Below are 16,852 nucleotides of genomic sequence, written 5' to 3' on the forward strand. Positions count from 1 at the left end.
GGGATGATAAAAGAGGGGTGTTCAGAGGTTGTGCGCGGGGACGCACCGGTTCTTCCCCGCATACGGCACGACCGGGCCGTGGAGTTCAATCCCGAGCGCCTCCCGGAGGACGTCCTCGATCGTCTCCACGGTCACGAACGTAAGATCGCTGCGGACATCCTCGGGGACGTCCTCGAGATCCCGCTCGTTCTCCCGCGGGAGGATGACCGTCTTGATCCCGGCCCGGTGGGCCGCAAGGACCTTCTCCTTGATCCCGCCGACGGGGAGCACCGCGCCGGAGAGGGTCACCTCGCCGGTCATCGCGAGCGTCGGGTCGACGGCTCTCCCGGTCACGAGGGAGGCGAGGGCCGTCAGGATGGTCACCCCCGCCGACGGCCCGTCCTTCGGGGTCGCCCCCGCCGGGACGTGGATGTGGATGTCGCTTGCGAAGAAGTCGAACCCTGTCGTGATGGTCGCGAGCCGTGAGCGGATCAGGCTGAGCGCAATCTGGGCCGACTCCTTCATCACGTCGCCGAGCTGCCCCGTCAGCGTCAGTTTCCCTTTGCCGGGCATGAACGTCCCCTCGATGAAGAGGATGTCCCCGCCGACCGGCGTCCAGGCCAGGCCCGTGACGACGCCGGGCGGGTTCTCCTTCCTCGCCATGTCCGGCCGGACGGTCTCCCGGCCGAGGATCTCGGGGAGCATATCGGCCGTCACGACGACCGGGAGATCGACGCCTCCCGAGACGACCTTCGCCGAGACGTACCGGGCAATCCGGGCAAGCTCCTTTTTGAGCGTCCGGACACCCGCTTCCCGGGTGTAGCGGTCGATGATCGCCGCGATGGCCCCGTCCTCGATCCGGAGATGATCCGCGGTCAGGCCGTGCTCCTCGAGGGTCTCCGGGATGAGATGCTCCTTTGCAATCGCAAACTTCTCTTTCTTCGTGTAGCCCGAGATCTCGATGACCTCCATCCGGTCGAGGAGCGGCGCCGGGATCGTCGAGAGACTGTTTGCGGTCGCGATGAAGAAGACGTTCGAGAGATCGTAGGGGACCTCCAGGTAGTGGTCCGAGAACGTGCTGTTCTGCTCGGGATCGAGGACCTCGAGCAGAGCGCTTGCCGGATCGCCGGAGTAGGAGACGGCGAGCTTGTCGACCTCGTCGAGGACGAAGACCGGGTTCAGCGTCCCGGCACGCTTCATCCCCTGGATGATCCGGCCGGGGAGCGACCCGACGTAGGTCCGCCGGTGCCCGCGGATCTCCGCCTCGTCCTTGACGCCGCCGAGGCTGATCCGGACGTACTTCCGGCCCAGCGCGTCCGCGATGCTCCGCCCGAGGCTCGTCTTCCCCGTCCCGGGCGGGCCCACGAGGAGGAGGATCGAGCCCTGCTTCTCCTCCTTGAGCTTCATGACCGCGAGGTGCTGGATGATCCGCTCCTTAACCTTCTCAAGGCCGTAGTGGTTGCTCTCGAGCACCCGGCGGGCCTCCTCGATATCGATGCTCTTCTTCTCGACCGTCCAGGGGAGATCGAGCAGGAGGTCGAGGTAGTTCCGGATCCCCTGGCTCTCGTGGTGCTGGCTCCCGCCCGACTCGAGTTTCCTCAGTTCGGCAAGAGCCTTCTTGCGGACCTCCTCGGGCATCGTCGAGCGCTCGATCCGCTCCCGGTAGCCTTCCTCGCCGGACGAGCCGTCGCCCCCGTTGAGTTCCTCCTGGATCACCCGGAGCTGCTCGCGGAGCATCGCTTCGCGGTTCGCTTTTCCGATCTTCTCGGAGGCCTTTCTCGCCACCTCGATCCGGAGGTTGATGCTCTCGCTGAGGTCCACCAGGAGCCGGAGGAAGGCCGTATAGCGCTCCCTGACGGAGACGGTCTCGAGGAGAGACTGCTTCGCGGCAACCTCCACCGGCATGAAGGGCACGACGAACGCCATGATCTGGTCGACGGACCCCATCCTGTCGACGGGCCGGGTGAACTGCTCGGAGCCCTGGAAGTTGGCGCTGATGTCGTGGACGGCTGCTTTGATCTCTGCGAGCATCTTTTCTCGGGTCTCCTCGTCGATATCCATGATGTCCGGGAGGGGTTCGAAGGCGGCGTAGAACTGCCCGTCCCTCTCCGAGACGGCCACGGCCTTCACCCGGCGGACCGCCCGGGCAAAGACCAGGTAGCCGTCGTCCGCAGGCTGGGCGTGCGTGACCATGAGGAGGTTGCCGGTCGTGTACAGCCCCTCGGCCGGGATCTCTGCAGGCGGGGTGCCGCCCTTGACGGTCAGGCCGACGGCGGAGGCCGATCCGTCGCTCTTCATGGCGGCGATCAGCAGCTCGCCCAGGGCCGTATCGACCTGGAACTTCGTCCGCGTCTCCGGGTAGACCACGGTCTCGAAGAGCGGTATGACAATCGTCTCGTTGCTGTCAGCGTGTGGTGAGTGCATGGTGACTCCAATCATTTAGTTTGAATTTACCTAACAATTCGTCCGGGCAAAAAATTACCTGACCTTCCGGAGGATCTCGATCAAGAGATCCACCTCGTTCTCATCGAGTGCCTGCACAATCCTCTCGATCATACGATGGAGCGCATTCTGCTCGGCGTTTGCTATCATCCGCCCCTTCTCGGTCAGGCGGATGTAGGCCATCCTCCCGTCATCGGGGCACTTCTGCCGATAGGCGCACTCCATCCGGACGAACCTATCGACCATCTCCGTGACGGTGGGTTTCGAGTTGTTGGTGATCTCGGCGAGTTTGCTGAACGTCAGGTCGTGATGCTTCTCGATGACTTTCAGGTAGGCGATCTGTTTTGCCGTCAGATTGTTGAGCCCGCATTCGGCGGCGATCTCGCGGGTGCATTCGTTCTTGATAGCGATCAGGCGATCAAAGACCTCGAAGAGATGCTCAACTCTCGCCGTCATGGTTGATGCAAGTTAGTTTGGTTAGACCTAACCTTAAAGGTTGTGATCGGGGGAGGGTGCACTCTGGAAGCATACGTCTCAGTTGATGAGGGTGTTCCCCTCCAGGGGGCGGAAGGGTTCGCGAGAACTGTCTCGGTGATAGATCCTTGGTTCTACGGGGATGATCCCGGTCTTTCCCGGCGGGATCCGCTCCATGATCGAGATGTGGTAGTCGGGCCTCCCCTCGCCGGATATGGTGAAGTTGATGCTGACCAGGATGGGCTCAGGATCGTCCGATACGGGGCGGAGCGAATCCGGGACGATGATGTATGGAGAGGCATTCCCCGCTTTCGAGAGGCGTGAGAGTCCCGGCACAAACCCGCTCGCCGCTATCTCCTCACGCGAGACCTCTCTTAAGAAACCCCCTGAGTGAGCGGCGGAGACATCCGTGAGATCCGCACCGGGGAGACGCAGTCCAAGCATCTCCCCATTCTCTGTCCTAACCGGGAGAGTCGTACAGTTGTCAGAGGTCATCCACCGGAGGTCCTCTCCGGAAAAGACCGGTGAACCGCCGACTGCAGGGAGGGGAACGACAAACTCCGTGATCGGATCTCCCCGGTAGCCGGACAGCCCGGTAACGGAGACGGCGTATGAGTAATCCCAGGAATGCTCCGACATCATCCGGGTCTGATGATAGTGGACGAGAATGTTTCCGCCGATGGCGACAATCGCGATGGCGAGAAGCGAGACAACAACGACTTTGGCGAGAAAGGAAATTATCGAGGGAGCCATCTTCCATTCACTTCCTGATCCGCAGGACTGCGGCGCTCACGATCCACCATGAGATTCTCCGCACGGGACCGTCCATCAAAGGTGGATACCCCCGGGAATGACGTGGTATTCGGCCGGGACCGGGACGAAGCCGGACTCTGTGCTCGAAACGGCCGTATTCACCGTCGCCGTCCAGGTATCCTCCTCTATCAGGTATTTCATGCCCCCGCCGCCCCGGTACTCGAGGTCAAACGAGATCGATGTGGCGTTCTCCGGCGGCGAGACGAAGCCGTCGAGGAAGACGACGGTGGTGTAGGTCCCGCCCGAGCTCCGGGCGAACTCGGCGACGCTCACGTTGTCCGGGGTCGCGAGGGCCGGTACGAGTAGCCGGGGTTCTTCTTTCGTCTCGAACTCGCCGGTCGGTCTGGAGATATCCTGCGCGTAGTCCTCCGTCGTCGTGAACGCGATCATCTTCCCGTACGGCGTCTCCCGGATCGCCGTCCTCCACCCGGCGGGCTGGAGAACGCTGGACGACTCGAAGATCACCAGCTCGCCCTCCGCGTTCGCCGGAACCGGGATCATGACCGTGGCGGTGCCGTTCACGGCGAGATCGGACAGACCGGTGATCTTGATCATGTAGGAGTCGTTCGGCATGGTCGTCTCGACGAACGCGGGAAGAAGAAGGAGCAGGAAGATCACCGCGGCGAGGATGGTGACCGCTATCAGCAGGTTCAGTAAGGTTTTTTTGGTATTGGTACGCTGTTCGCCCATCTCCCCACCATCACCCACCGGAGGGGCCCCGCCTTCCGGGATCTATGCATGAGAAGTCAACGTCCCCCTATAAACGATTTCTGTCACGATCCTCTACACGTTGAGGCATTCTGATCATTTTGCCCCCGGAAATGCGCCTCCGCCGATCCGGGAGACTCGCTGTCCCGGCCGATGGAAAACTTGCGCTGTCAAGCGAACAGCCGGCATCAGGGGCAAAGGCTACCAGAAATAAACGATTCTGGCATTCTCCGGATTCACGCACGCTCATGCCTCTTCAAGGGCTCAAGAAGATTTCCGGTTGCGGGACCTGGGCATCCGGAAAAGGGATTTGAAAGCCCACCGGCGGTCCCTGAACGCAAATTTGCTTTTCACTTCGCATGCATTAGAACTCGCTTATCGGAACCCAATTTCCACCACCCTCGTACCTCGCAGCATGAACGTTTACCGGGATCGCTCCGCGAATGTCAGGAGGAACATGCTCCAGAATACTCACCCGGAACGTATCTCCCGATATAGAATGATGGATTCCCTCAGATACGGTTAACTCCAGGCTAACGGCAACATCTGTTGCATTCGCATTCAGAGGCACAAGATCCTTCGGGAGGAAGAGGACCGATGTGTATCCGGACCCATCCTGCGTGCTGGAATTCCATCCTGCAGAGGAGTTGAGACCGTCACGCATGAGCGGGGAGAGAGACTCATTCTGAGGGTCTGTCAGCCTTAGCTCACCGGGATCAAAATTTTTGAAAAATTCTGCGTGGACATCAGTAAGATTCGTACCGACCGATTGAAAAGCAAGCATTTTGCCATAGGGGGTTACGACAATCACCGATTTCCAGTTGCCGAATTGCCTGTACTGGAGTTCTTCTTCCGAAAAAACCAGCTCCCCGTCCCTCATAGGCATCGGCACGATAATATCGGTGACCGGTTCGTCGATATAGTTGGAAAGGCCGCCTATTGTGACCGTATATCTGTAATAGCCCGGGTTTGAGTTAATCCAGGCAACTCCGAACAGGGTAAGGAAGAACATAAGAATGACGGTAACTGCAGCCGCCAAAAATAGAATTTTGAGTTTAGTTAAGGATGCCATCGTGTCTGTGCTCCATGGGTCGATTCAGGGACGGGTAACATAGTACTTCCTTCAGTCTCTTTCTTCGGAGGCAGGAGAGGCATTCCTTCAAACATGGGAAGAGCACACGTTCCCATTGCCTCCGGGCATGCGGGATGTTCACCCGGACGTTTGGCAAACCGGCGGGGTGAACTTCCGCACCGGTGCAGACGACGCCCGCGGTACCCACGATTGTCCACTTGGACATTTCAAGATAAACCGTTTATGGGACAAACACCATTTTGAAGCCTACCTCTATAGGAAAAAACAGGCTGCGGCCCTGGGGATTGTGACCTCCTCAAGTTGCACCGCATAGACGCATCCACCTTGAGAGATCCGTTTGAGAATCAAGGATCAGCTCCGGCGGAGAGATGAATACCGTGAACTTCACCGGGATATCCTCAATTCCCATCTCCCTTGCCCGCTCATCAAGCATCGTATACACTGCCTCTATCGAAGAAACATTCTTTGGCGGAGGCGGGCCGTTCCAGATACTCACCCGGAGATACCCGTCAATGTCGTAGCCGAAACCGATGAGAGAGCCGTTGGGATAGAGGTAGCGTTCCCGTATCTGATCTCCCATGGCGGCGGTGAAGTACTCCAGGTTTGCGCCCTTCCCGCCCTTCGAGATGGGGAGCCCTCCGAGCGTGACGATGACGGGCTCCCTCTTGTTCAGGCTGGCTTTGAGGTGACCTATGTCCGGGTCGGTGAAGACTGGTTGAAGCTGTCCGGATACCCCGGCAGATGTTGCCGACCTCTGATCCCGGAAGTCTTCAAAGAGGTACACTCCTGTAGAGAGGCTAAATACAAGGACGAAAAATAAAATTGGGGCTGAAAATTTACTCATGTCTATGCATCCTCAACCTGTTAGCGGAAGAACGCCTAGTGCTGCCTGCACACCTGATACCGGTGAAAAGTACTCTTCACCGTTGAAATTTCCAGAGTGTATCCCTACAACAATTCTGTCATGATCAGGTTCAACATGGTAAACTGGTGCTCCACTATCCCCGTTTGCGGCACTATAAGAAACAAAGTACTGATCGTATAAATATTTCTTTGTATCGCCGTTAAATACAATATCCTTCCTTATGGTTGCTCCTGATGTTGTGCCCGTAGTAATTCCTGATTTGTAAACGGGCAACCCTATTCCACAGTCAGTATAGTAACCTTTCACGGTTTGTTGTACCCCTCCACTACCATAGATTTTTGCCGCAACATTACTGTAGGGAACCCAAGCTGCATCTGCATATGAACTCTGACTTGGCCAATGGGTATCAGCAGCCACTGTACCAACGGCATTTGACGCACTTACACTTGGCTGGTATATTGTTTCCCCGACACCGTCAGAACAGTGTCCAGCAATGACATAGCCAAGGGTTCCAGCAGCGTTTCGCGCAGCCCAACCAATTGTTGCGGTTCCTGTTGAACTGCCTAAGACTGCCTGCATCTGCACCCCCCCAATCACGGGACGGAACCTGTCACTTGCGCTGTGAAGTACTAGACTGTCAGGATCGACAGATCTAACCTTGATGGGAATATCTCCGACTCCCGATTTTTTTGCTTCTTCACTCAGCATTGTGTATATCTCGTTCACTGCAATATCAGTTTTATCCTCAGAATATCCCTCCACAACACCGATTCCGACATACCCCTCAATGTCATACCCAAAACCGATGATGGGACCATCCGGGTAAAGGTAGGGTTTTACGGAGTCGAACATGTCGCTTGTGAGGTTATCTAGGAAATTATACCATGTACGTCGATGCTGTGTATCTTTGAATTCCGGTAGAGTGCCGCGTATATCAATGACGCTTTCTTTTGATTTGAGGTACTCAACGGCTGCGGTGTACTCGTCACTTGTAAGTTCTGCACGTTCAACAGTCATGCTACACTCATCCGCAACTGGGTTCGCAGAAGCAAATCCCAGACAAACCGATACCGTCAGCATGAGTATAACAAACGCTGACAGAAATTGCTGTTTTCTCTCCATTTCTTCACCTCAATCAGGATTGGCATCCATAGCCACCGCCGGCACCACACCCACACTCACAAACAACAGCGCCAGGAGCAGGGAGAATGCCCGCGTTCTGACTTTTCCATTCATGCTCTTTCCTCCGATAATTTTCCGGAGGCGAGCGAGGCATACTTTCAAGTACACAAGGCACGTACACTCTTTTGCCTCCGGGCATGCGGGACGTTCACCCATCCGATTCGCTCTTGGCCGGGTGGACCCCCCGCGCTTCGGGATACCGGCTCCGGTACCCACGTGTGAGAAATCAACGTTCTTCTATAAACGATTTCTGTCGATCCTCTCTACACGTTGAGATAGTTGGATCTATTTTGCTTCCGAAAACATCCCACAGTCGACCGGGAACTCGCACTGTGCCGACCGAAAATAAACCCACGCGGCAAAGGAAAAATCGATTCGGATATCGTATCCACGTCACAGACACCCATTTTGCAAGAAGGCCCGGCACCAGCGCTCACCCTGCGCGACAGGCTCTCTCCGCCATTGTTCGACACCGATTCCCGGGCGGCCAGTCTGCCCCGGACCGAGGAACGTGTAGAGAGGTTTGAGAGAAAACTTAAGTGAAGGTATTTGAGAAGTTCCCCGGTGGTATGATGACATACAACCGCATCTTTGCACTGGTGCTTGCACTGGTCCTGATGGCGCCGCCGGCTTTTGCCGGGAGCAGCGAATGTGGTGTGAACACCGCTTCGGAAGAGGAGAACCCGGCAGGCGACGCCGGAATTCGCGCCATTTACCTCATAGAGCAGGGAGAGACAAACCATCACAGCGCGTATGTGCCTCCAGGGAGCTCAACGCTGTTTGTGAATCTAAACTGGTTTATCCCCCAGCAGTCGTTGACGCTGAAGATCATCTCGCCGAGCGGAAGCACCTACGCCTACTATCACGATACCGATCTAGATGGTGATAAAAACGCACAGATCCGCACATCGATCTCCTCTCCGGAGGCTGGAACATGGCGATTCCAGGTTTACGGGGAAACCGTGCGGGATGCCCAGGATTATTCCTTTGAAGCCGCGGCGGAATAAATCACATCTTTTTTATGTTCCCGGGAACCTGATCCTCTTAATGCCGAATCGACCCGTCCTCGCGAGGCTCGCGCTGCTCCTCATCGTGCTCATGTTACTATTTACCCCGGGGAGCGCTGCTGGCACTGGACCGAGCGAACGGGAGTTTCCGGAGATGATACCAGACGATCCGATCCCTGAGTACATCTGGAACATACCGCTGAAGTTAGTCCTGCTCGACTTCGTCTTCATGAACGCCCCCTTGCTCCTCCTCCCGGTGCAGTTCCTCATATCGGTGTTCGCATGGCTCTGCCTCGGCCACAGGAGGATCTCCCGGAAGAACGCTCTCGAACACGACACCCGTCGTGCGGCGTACCTCTGCATCCGGGAGAACCCCGGGATCAACCACGCTTCCCTCTCACACAGGCTTGGGATTAACATTGGAACGCTCCGGTACCACCTTGCAACCCTCTGCGAGACCGGACAGATAGTAACTGAGCGCGATCACGGGCAGTTGCGGTACCATGCGAACGGCAGGGCGGCCCGTGAAGGAGAGGGCTATCCCATCAACGGGACACGGAGAGAGATCCTCGATCTCATCACGCAGAATCCAGGGATAGCGCGAAAAGATGTCGCATCCGCGCTCGGGATCTCCGGTGCATCGGTGGCCTGGCATACGGGGCTGCTCATCCGGGACGGTGCTGTATGGAGCGAGAGAGACGGAAGGATGGTGCGGTATTTCCTCCGCCGGGATGTTCAATCCCGGCAAAACAGAGGCGCAGACGCAACCGGTTAGGTCACCCGGGGGCGGTTGGGCCGGAGACGATGAACGAGTCCCGGTTCTCGACGCTCACCTATCCGTAGGCTACGGACTCGGCCGCTGCGAGATCCTGCCGGGTGAACGCAATAAGAACCTCTTCTGGAGATGGCGGGGATCCCGGGCTCCGGTGGGGAGTGATCGTGATAGTGTACCAGCGCGCGTCCGGGCCGAACGTCACTTCTCTCACCGGGCGGAATACCCCATCCGAGACCTCATAGAGCCTCCCCCGGGTCTCATTGTAGTGATCCCCGTACGCGTTCGGGCTCAAAAGAAGTGTCATACCCTGCTCCCGGAAGGGGATATCCTCCAGAGCGATGGCGTCGACCTCCCGTAAGAGGGCGAGGGGGTGCACCCCCTGCACGGAGTAGGCAAGTTTCTGCGATTTGGCGGATACGATTCCGCCCGGCCCCGCATACGCCTCGTACGCGTGCTGCTCGCCGTCCTTATCGCCGTAGAAGTAGAGCCATATCACCCGAGCCGCGCCATCCCCGGCGAGATCGACCTCCAGCTTCCGCAGCACAGCCGACTCGTTCTCAACGCCGGTGCTCTCGACGGCGATCTCCCAGAGGTCCAGGATGGCCGGATGGTATGCCGGGGACTCAAGATGGGTGATATTCTCGATGCGGGTGACGTCCGGGGCCTCCGGTAAGATGAAGAAGTGCATGCAGGCGTAGACAGCTATTACTCCGACGATAACGGCAAGGATCGGTCGTCTCATGGTAGTTCCGGGCCGATGGAACCGGCGTGGTTAAAGTCAGTATGGGACCGGCCGGGCTTGAAGTTTCCGAAAAGTGACCGGTCCGGAGTATCGTTGGTTTACCACGGCCACTGGTCGAATTCACTCCCCTCACGCCCCGACGTGTAGAGGAATGTGAGAGAAAAGGTATATGGAGTAACGATCCAGTCTCAAGACGGCAACACCCGTGGAAGTGCATCTGAGTAACCCTTGCCTGTTCCGGGCGGCGGAAAAACCTCGGTTGTCACTTAAGGGGCGATACCGTGTATAATCGCGGGCCTGCGGTACTCTTGCGACCACGGACGGAGAACGAGCATGGAGATAGAAGCATATACACTGACCGGTGATAACACATGACGGCGGAACGGGTCTTCACCGTGGCCCAAAAAGAGTTCACTGACCAGATAACGGGCTGGCGGTTTCTGGTGATCCTCGCCCTCTTCCTCGCCATCGCCCTGGTGGGGACGTACAGCGGGGTCGTGAGCTACGAGAGAGAACTGGATAGATACTCGGAGCAATTGGCCGCGATGGATAACCAGAATGACGGACCGGCCGGGATGATGCCCGCAAAACCGCCAGTTGAGGGCGTTTACTCCTCAATGTTCCTCACGCTGATCTCCTACGGGGGGCTCCTTGCCATCGCCGTCGGGTCCGGCCTGGTCTCCGGGGAGAAGGAGTCCCGGTCGCTCAAAAGCCTGCTCTCCCACCCGGTCTACCGCGACGAGGTCATCAACGGCAAGGCGCTCGGGGGCGTCGCGCTGCTCGCCCTCGTCGTCGGGAGCGTGCTCGCTATCTCCACCGCGCTCCTCCTTGTCTTCTCGATCGTGCCCGCCGCCGGCGATCTCTGGATGATCCTGACCTATGCGGGCGTCATCCTCCTCTTCCTCGTCACGTTCTTCTCCATCGCGCTCGCCCTCTCCACCCTCTGCCGGGAGAGCGGCAGCGCCCTGCTCCTCTCGGTGGTCGTCTTCATCCTCCTCGTCTTCCTGTTCCCCTACGCCACCACGCATATCGGCATGGCGCTCATGATGGAGGAGCCCGACCCGACGGCATACGGCGGGGACATCTCGTCGGAAGAATTCCAGGCAGCGTTCACGGCATATTACGGGCAATTCGACCTGATCCAGAGCATCGGAAACCTCGCATCACCGCAGATGGCGACCAACGCCCTCATCCAGGGGATCGCCAACGCCCCGACATCGGGGGCGACCCTTGAGGATACGCTCGGCGAGATATGGTCGAGCGTGGTGGCGCTGATCCTCTACCCCACCGTCTTCTTCGCCGTCGCGTACACGCGGTTCATGCGGATGGACATCCGGTGACCACGCCCGGGAGGGAGCGGGACCGAGTATGGAGCCCCGGCACTCCCGGTGCCAGCCGGGACCCTCTCCGGTTCCGTGGGCCGTGCAGGATGTATCCAGCCTTCCGCTTTCCGAAGAAGACAGCGAACATGTAGAGAGAAGTGAGAGAAAAGGTAAATATTCCAACGTAGAGGTAGCAGTGCGGATGCCGGCATCAGGCATTCGCATAAGTCGCGGGGCCACACATCCGCGGTTCACGACAGGATGATGCACCCCGCATGCCCGGAGGCGAAAAGAAGGTTATTATTACCTCTACTTATAGGTACGTCCTTTCCCCCTCCGGCACCGTAACAAGGAGGAAGCAGAAGATGAAAACAAGAAACGGATCTATCACGGCCTGGGCGGTACTGGCACTGGTTGTACTGGCTTCCGTCGGTGCGGTTTCCGCAGCCCAGGCTCAAAGTCAGGAGAGCATTGAAGTCGGAACCGAGGATACCGGCGACATCGGAATTCTGGCCGTAGAAGAACTGGGAGTCATGTATACAGACGGCGACGCCGATACGGCAAGCGTGACGACGTACGGACCCATAACCGTTCCGCCCGGGTACAACACCTTCAAAGCGAAGTACTACAACTCCAATGACGAAGACAACGACGGGCAGGGAGCACTCTACCGTCTGACGGTCTACGATGCTCAGGGTATGGCGCACACTAAACAAATAAAGGTGGACTGGGCGACCAGCGGGACAATCGAAGTGAGTTTTGATTCGCGGGGCACTGGTGATGCCTACTACGAACTCTGGTGCGAGACGCACGATTGGCTCGACACAACGAAAGCAACGGACATAGGCACCGGGGACCTCGACTATGTCTGAAGGGGGTGCATCCCCTAGGAATGCACCTATTTTTTGAAACGGTGATCCGATTGAGCGAAAAAGTAATGTGCAGCATCATCCTGACGCTGGGCCTTGCCATCCTCCTCGGGTACGGGCTCGTATCGTATGCCGCGGAGGACATCGTCGTGAACGCCACCACCTCCGGCGGCAAGATCCTCTTTCAGGATAACGACTCCCACGGCGTCTATCTCCTCGGCAGGGCCTGGGCTGATTTCGGAAGCAACGCAACGTTCTCAAACGTGACCCCTTCGATCGAGACGGGGACGGGAAGAAGCGTCTTTCTTGTCACATGCGACAACGCCCGAGGAAATGAACTCAGCAGGACCCGGACGGCCGTCTTCACCCTGACGGTCTGGAACCCTGCAGGGGTGCCCCACAGCACCACCCGGGAATTCCGGGGGATCTGCTCCGAAACGCTGAGCGTAGATTGCACTCCGTTTGAACCCGGAGAGGGGCGGTTCGAGGTCACAACGACCATCCGCGAGAGGCAGCTGAACCTCCCGGCGGTCTTCGGCCGCTGATACCCGCGACTTCCAGGCCACCCATTGATAAACAGCGAACTTTGCCCGTCGGGACGAATCGGATGGCCGTGGGACTATGTGTCCCGGCCCCCACATAGTGTCAGAGCGATAACGGGCACTGGCTGCTCCTCTTCAACCGACTGAGACCCGACGTGTAGACAATCATGACAGAGAACATTTATAGGGTGACGTTGACCACTCATCGATTAATACCGGAACCCAGGCCCGGCAAACGGCGGGGCGGGTGAGTACCGTCGTCCGGGAGAAGAGAACATGTCGACAGAGACGCCCTCAGAAACCACCTTCACCGGCCCCCGCCGGGTCTTTCAGCGCCTCAATGAAAAGTCGTTACGCGACGATCTCGTATTCTATTTCGCGATCGTCGCAGTCGCATCGGTTCTCTTCATGGCGTTACCCCTCCTTACGGGAAAGGAGCCGGAGATTGACGGGTTGCACCGGCTCTGGTTCATCGCGGCAGGCACCCTTATCACCTTCGTGCAGGGCCTGATAGCCGGGGCCGTCACCCTCCTCGCCGTCAGCCTCGTCGAGCACTTCTTCCTGCTCTTCGTCGACGTCCACCGCGAGTTCGAGCAGACGATGAAGTCGGCGGTCTACGCTCTCGCGCCGCTCATCCTCTTCTCCTGGGCGGTCCTCCTGCAAGTCCCCTTCGCCGGCCTGCTCCTCCTCGCCTGGTTCTGCCTCTCGACCTACTTCGGCGTATGGATATTCCACGAGAAGTCGAAGGACCGGGCCGTCTTCGTCGCTCTTGCAACCAGTTTGGTCCTCGCGTACTATCTCCATCGCGCGGTGGGAATCTGATAACCGGTGACGGTCATGAACTGCAACCACCTCTCGTTCCTGTGGAAACTGCTCCTCACCCTTGCCGTAGTCGTCCTCGCGGTCAACTTCTACCAGGACATCATCCTGCACGACCGGCCTGACGCCTTTACCCGGTGGCTGTTTCCCGTGTTGCTGTTTAGCAGCCTCATCGTGCAGATCGTGAGCAAACGGTGCCAGAAAAAGCAGCCAGACTGACCGTTCTGCCGTGGAGGAAGATCCGCATCGAGATATCCCTTCTACTGCTCCTCCGGGAACGAAACGGATTGACGCGCCCCGACGTGTAGACGATTGTGACAGAAATCGTTTATACAAGAACGTTGACCTCTCCCGCAGAGTTACAGAACACGGGAGCCGAACCGTGTCGAGAACGGTGCAGTATGTCAGGTAAGGTCGTCGCCTCACTCCCCCGTACCCGATTCTCGCCGGCCATCCCTCCAATCGTCGCGGTCGTTGCATGCGTGATCTGGGCGGGTACCGCAAGAGCCGTCTCGGGGACAGTCGGGCCGGCGCCGCCGTCCGTCCTTCCGGTCTTCATCCTCGTAATCGTCACCCTTGCCGTCACGGGGGCCGCGACGCCGCTCCCGCTCATCTCGGGCACCGTTTCAATCCGGAGAGAGCGGCAGGCAGTCCTTGCCGCCGTTGCAGCCTCGGTTCCGTTCGTCTTCGCCTTGTTGATAAACCCCGACCGGTGGCCGGGCGGCCCCGCTCCCCTGATCGCGGATAGGGTGCCGGTCGGCGGGTGGCTCCTCGACGGGATCATGGGCGCACTCCCGTTTGCGGTCGACACCACCGCGTATAAACTCGCCTTCTCCGCGCTCACGGACTTCGGGTTCTATCTCGAGTGCGTCCTCGTAGCGACGGTCCTCTACGCCGCCCTCCGGGTGGTCGCAACCCCTCAGAAGAACGCCAGGTACAGGAAGTAGACCCCGATCAGGACGATCGCGACGCCGACGATCCGGTCGAAGACCTCCCCGCTCATCCTCGCCTTCTCCCGGACCTTCTTTCCGGCCGCGCCCCCGACCGAACTGATCACGATGAGGGGGATCGCAAGCCCCACGCCGTAGACGAAGACCGTAAAGAGACCTTCGAGAGCGGTCTGGTAGAGCGCGATGTAGGTCAGGACGACGAGGAGCATCGGCGCCCCGCGCCCCACCGTGATCGCCCCAAACGAGAGCCCGAGGACGAACGCGCCGTAGACCGTGTAGGAGGGAGGCGCCCGGAAGCGGTTGAAGATGCTCCGGATCGGGGGTTTGTAGACGTGGAGGAGTTGCAGCCCCATCAGGATCATCAAAACCCCGCCGATCCCCCATGCCACCGTCTCGTTTAAGAAGAGGAGGTAGTCGCCGACCAGGCCCGCGGCTGCTCCGAGAGGAAGGAGGACGAGGACGGTCCCAAGCGAGAACGCAACCGTCAGCCGAAGGATCCCGGCAAGGGAGAGATCCGTCTTTTGGCTCGTCAGGTACCCGATCAGGCCCAGGCAGAGGACGCTGTTGCAGGGGCATATCCCGGCGACGAGGCCGAAGAGAAAGATCCCGAGGACCGAGGGGTCGAATGAGGCCACAAGGAGGAATTAGGCCGGGAGCAAGGATATACCCTGCGGTTCCGACCGGCTGTCACCGCGGTTGCCGGGCGGCAGAAAAAACGGCTGCATCCCTCGCAAAAATCCAAACGGGTATATAGAGAAGTATTTCAGAACAGAGATACTATACCTCTAAACGATCCAATGGTCCCGTGGGAACCCATATTCGCCGTCGTGCCAGGCCTGATCCTCTTCTTCTACGGGATAGAGAACTTCTCACGGGAGCTCCTCTCCGCCGCGAAAGGGAGCTTCAGCATCATCCTCGGCAAGATGACCTCGCGGCCGATCCTCGGCGCACTCATCGGCGCCGTCGTCACCGCCCTCGTCCAGTCGAGCGCCGCGACGACGATCGTCACCATTGGTCTCGTCAACGCCGGGACGATCTCGTTTGGCCAGAGTCTCGGGATCATCATCGGCTCAAACGTCGGGACGACCATCACCGCCCAGCTCGTCGCCTTCAAGATGACGGCGTTTGGAGCGGTGCTCATCCCGGTCGGGTTCCTCGTCGGGGCCTATGGCGGGCGCTACAAGATCCTCGGAAAACCTCTCTTCTACTTTGGTCTCGTCTTCTTCAGCCTCAACCTCATCTCGACATCGCTTGCGCCGTTCCAGAGCGATCCTGAGATCATTGGGTTCATCACGGAGTTCTCGGCGCTCCCGCTCGCGATCCTGATCGGGTTCCTCTTCACCGCGATGGTCCAGTCGAGCGCCGTAACGACCGGCCTTACCGTCGTCCTCGCCCAGCAGGGGTTGCTCACCCTCCCCCAGGCGATACCGTTCCTGCTTGGCGCAAACATCGGCTCGACCACGACGGCCCTGCTTGCCTCGAGCAGGATGGGGCTGCACTCAAAAAGAGCGGCTGTCGCCCACTTCATCTTCAACTTCGGCGGGGTGCTCATGATCCTGCCCTTCCTTGGACCCTTCACCGAACTCGTGATGGCGATCGGCGGGACGGAGGCGCAGATGGTGGCAAACGCCCACCTCCTCTTCAACCTGATCACGGCGAGCGTCTTCCTCCTCGGCATCAAGCAGTTCGGACGGCTCGTCGAGAGGGTGGTGCCTGGAAACGAACCCGAAGTCCTCATGCGGACGCGCTACCTCGAGGACGGGTTGCCGGAGGATACACGAGCGGGGTTTGAATTGATCCAGATGGAGCTCAAGCACGCCCACGAGGTCACGCTCAACCTCTTCCGGGCGGCGATGACCTACCTTGCCACGGGCAGGGATGCGGACTACCTGATGGTCGAGCGGCTCAAGAACCTGAACGGTTACCTCGACCGGAGGATCGAGCAGGCCCTCCGGTCGATCTCGACACGACCTCTCTCGGACCGGGAGGCGACCGAGGTGGTCTACCTTGTCCGGATGTCAAACGAGATCGGGCGGCTTGGATACCTCGGGGCGGATCTCGGGGAGTTCTTCCGGAGAAGCATCGAGAACGGAAACGGTGCCTCCGCCGCCCAGATCAAGGAGGTCGAGAGCATCTACCGGATCCTTGATGCAAACATCGTCGGGCTCGGGCATATCTTCCCCCGGATCCAGGAGACGACCGTCGCGGAGCTTCGCGCCCGGGACATCGAACTCCAGTGCGTCGTCAACGAGCATTACCGCAGGCAGCTT

General features: G+C 58.9%; 17 protein-coding genes and 1 pseudogene. 9 read left to right on the top strand and 9 right to left on the bottom strand.

All coding sequences use genetic code 11. The features are described from left to right. Positions 1-21: 21 nt before the first annotated feature. The 7 genes from lon to MCUTH_RS11590 form a co-directional block, all read right to left on the bottom strand. A complete protein-coding gene (lon, locus tag MCUTH_RS07860) occupies positions 22-2,403 on the bottom strand; it encodes an endopeptidase La (protein WP_066958163.1) in 2,382 nt (793 codons plus the stop codon). Positions 2,404-2,457: 54 nt separating this feature from the next. Then, positions 2,458-2,877 carry a MarR family winged helix-turn-helix transcriptional regulator gene (locus MCUTH_RS07865; protein ID WP_066957827.1) on the bottom strand — a complete coding sequence of 140 codons (420 nt, stop codon included), beginning with the start codon at positions 2,875-2,877 and terminating at the stop codon, positions 2,458-2,460. Between the two features lie 78 nt (positions 2,878-2,955). Further along, the gene (locus MCUTH_RS07870; protein ID WP_066957829.1) at positions 2,956-3,648 is read right to left on the bottom strand and encodes a hypothetical protein; all 693 of its coding nucleotides are present in this window, start codon (positions 3,646-3,648) and stop codon (positions 2,956-2,958) included. 75 nt (positions 3,649-3,723) lie between these two features. Then, the gene (locus MCUTH_RS07875; protein WP_066957831.1) at positions 3,724-4,398 is read right to left on the bottom strand and encodes a hypothetical protein; all 675 of its coding nucleotides are present in this window, start codon (positions 4,396-4,398) and stop codon (positions 3,724-3,726) included. Positions 4,399-4,780: 382 nt separating this feature from the next. Next, the gene (locus MCUTH_RS07880; RefSeq protein WP_066957833.1) at positions 4,781-5,488 is read right to left on the bottom strand and encodes a hypothetical protein; all 708 of its coding nucleotides are present in this window, start codon (positions 5,486-5,488) and stop codon (positions 4,781-4,783) included. A gap of 316 nt (positions 5,489-5,804) precedes the next feature. After that, positions 5,805-6,353 (bottom strand): hypothetical protein, encoded by a 549-nt coding sequence (locus MCUTH_RS07885; protein ID WP_150468722.1) that lies wholly within the window; start codon positions 6,351-6,353, stop codon positions 5,805-5,807. Positions 6,354-6,365: 12 nt separating this feature from the next. After that, the gene (locus MCUTH_RS11590; protein WP_150468723.1) at positions 6,366-7,496 is read right to left on the bottom strand and encodes a chymotrypsin family serine protease; all 1,131 of its coding nucleotides are present in this window, start codon (positions 7,494-7,496) and stop codon (positions 6,366-6,368) included. Positions 7,497-8,095: 599 nt separating this feature from the next. On the opposite strand from MCUTH_RS11590, the gene MCUTH_RS11750 reads away from it, so the two are divergent. Further along, positions 8,096-8,563 (top strand): hypothetical protein, encoded by a 468-nt coding sequence (locus MCUTH_RS11750; protein ID WP_066957837.1) that lies wholly within the window; start codon positions 8,096-8,098, stop codon positions 8,561-8,563. Positions 8,564-8,603: 40 nt separating this feature from the next. After that, positions 8,604-9,338, top strand: a complete 735-nt coding sequence (locus MCUTH_RS07895; RefSeq protein ID WP_066957839.1) for a winged helix-turn-helix transcriptional regulator — start codon at positions 8,604-8,606, stop codon at positions 9,336-9,338. 58 nt (positions 9,339-9,396) lie between these two features. On the opposite strand, the gene MCUTH_RS07900 is transcribed toward MCUTH_RS07895, so the two are convergent. Beyond that, entirely contained in the window at positions 9,397-10,080 is a 684-nt protein-coding gene (locus tag MCUTH_RS07900; protein WP_066957841.1) for a hypothetical protein, read from the bottom strand. A 371-nt stretch (positions 10,081-10,451) separates the two neighbouring features. On the opposite strand from MCUTH_RS07900, the gene MCUTH_RS07905 reads away from it, so the two are divergent. The 6 genes from MCUTH_RS07905 (at position 10,452) to MCUTH_RS07930 (ending at position 14,579) form a co-directional block, all read left to right on the top strand. Then, a complete protein-coding gene (locus MCUTH_RS07905; RefSeq protein ID WP_066957843.1) occupies positions 10,452-11,420 on the top strand; it encodes an ABC transporter permease in 969 nt (322 codons plus the stop codon). Between the two features lie 347 nt (positions 11,421-11,767). Then, positions 11,768-12,274 carry a hypothetical protein gene (locus MCUTH_RS07910; protein ID WP_011842941.1) on the top strand — a complete coding sequence of 169 codons (507 nt, stop codon included), beginning with the start codon at positions 11,768-11,770 and terminating at the stop codon, positions 12,272-12,274. 41 nt (positions 12,275-12,315) lie between these two features. Further along, a complete protein-coding gene (locus MCUTH_RS07915) occupies positions 12,316-12,816 on the top strand; it encodes a hypothetical protein (RefSeq protein WP_224732779.1) in 501 nt (166 codons plus the stop codon). A gap of 273 nt (positions 12,817-13,089) precedes the next feature. Then, a complete protein-coding gene (locus tag MCUTH_RS07920) occupies positions 13,090-13,635 on the top strand; it encodes a Yip1 family protein (RefSeq protein ID WP_066957845.1) in 546 nt (181 codons plus the stop codon). 15 nt (positions 13,636-13,650) lie between these two features. Further along, entirely contained in the window at positions 13,651-13,851 is a 201-nt protein-coding gene (locus MCUTH_RS07925; protein WP_066957846.1) for a hypothetical protein, read from the top strand. Between the two features lie 182 nt (positions 13,852-14,033). Continuing rightward, on the top strand, positions 14,034-14,579 hold the full coding sequence (locus MCUTH_RS07930; RefSeq protein WP_066957848.1) for a hypothetical protein: 546 nt from the start codon (positions 14,034-14,036) through the stop codon (positions 14,577-14,579). Here the strand turns inward: MCUTH_RS07930 and MCUTH_RS07935 are convergent. Continuing rightward, complete coding sequence (locus MCUTH_RS07935) at positions 14,552-15,217, bottom strand: cytochrome c biogenesis CcdA family protein (RefSeq protein ID WP_066957850.1); 666 nt, start codon at positions 15,215-15,217, stop codon at positions 14,552-14,554. The genes MCUTH_RS07930 and MCUTH_RS07935 overlap by 28 nt on opposite strands. Before the next feature lie 162 nt (positions 15,218-15,379). On the opposite strand from MCUTH_RS07935, the pseudogene MCUTH_RS11970 reads away from it, so the two are divergent. Then, a pseudogene (locus MCUTH_RS11970) lies at positions 15,380-16,270 on the top strand (Na/Pi cotransporter family protein); the annotation flags it as partial. Between the last annotated feature and the right edge of the window lie 582 nt (positions 16,271-16,852).

This window comes from Methanoculleus thermophilus, from assembly GCF_001571405.1.
Classification (GTDB): Archaea; Halobacteriota; Methanomicrobia; order Methanomicrobiales; family Methanoculleaceae; genus Methanoculleus; species Methanoculleus thermophilus.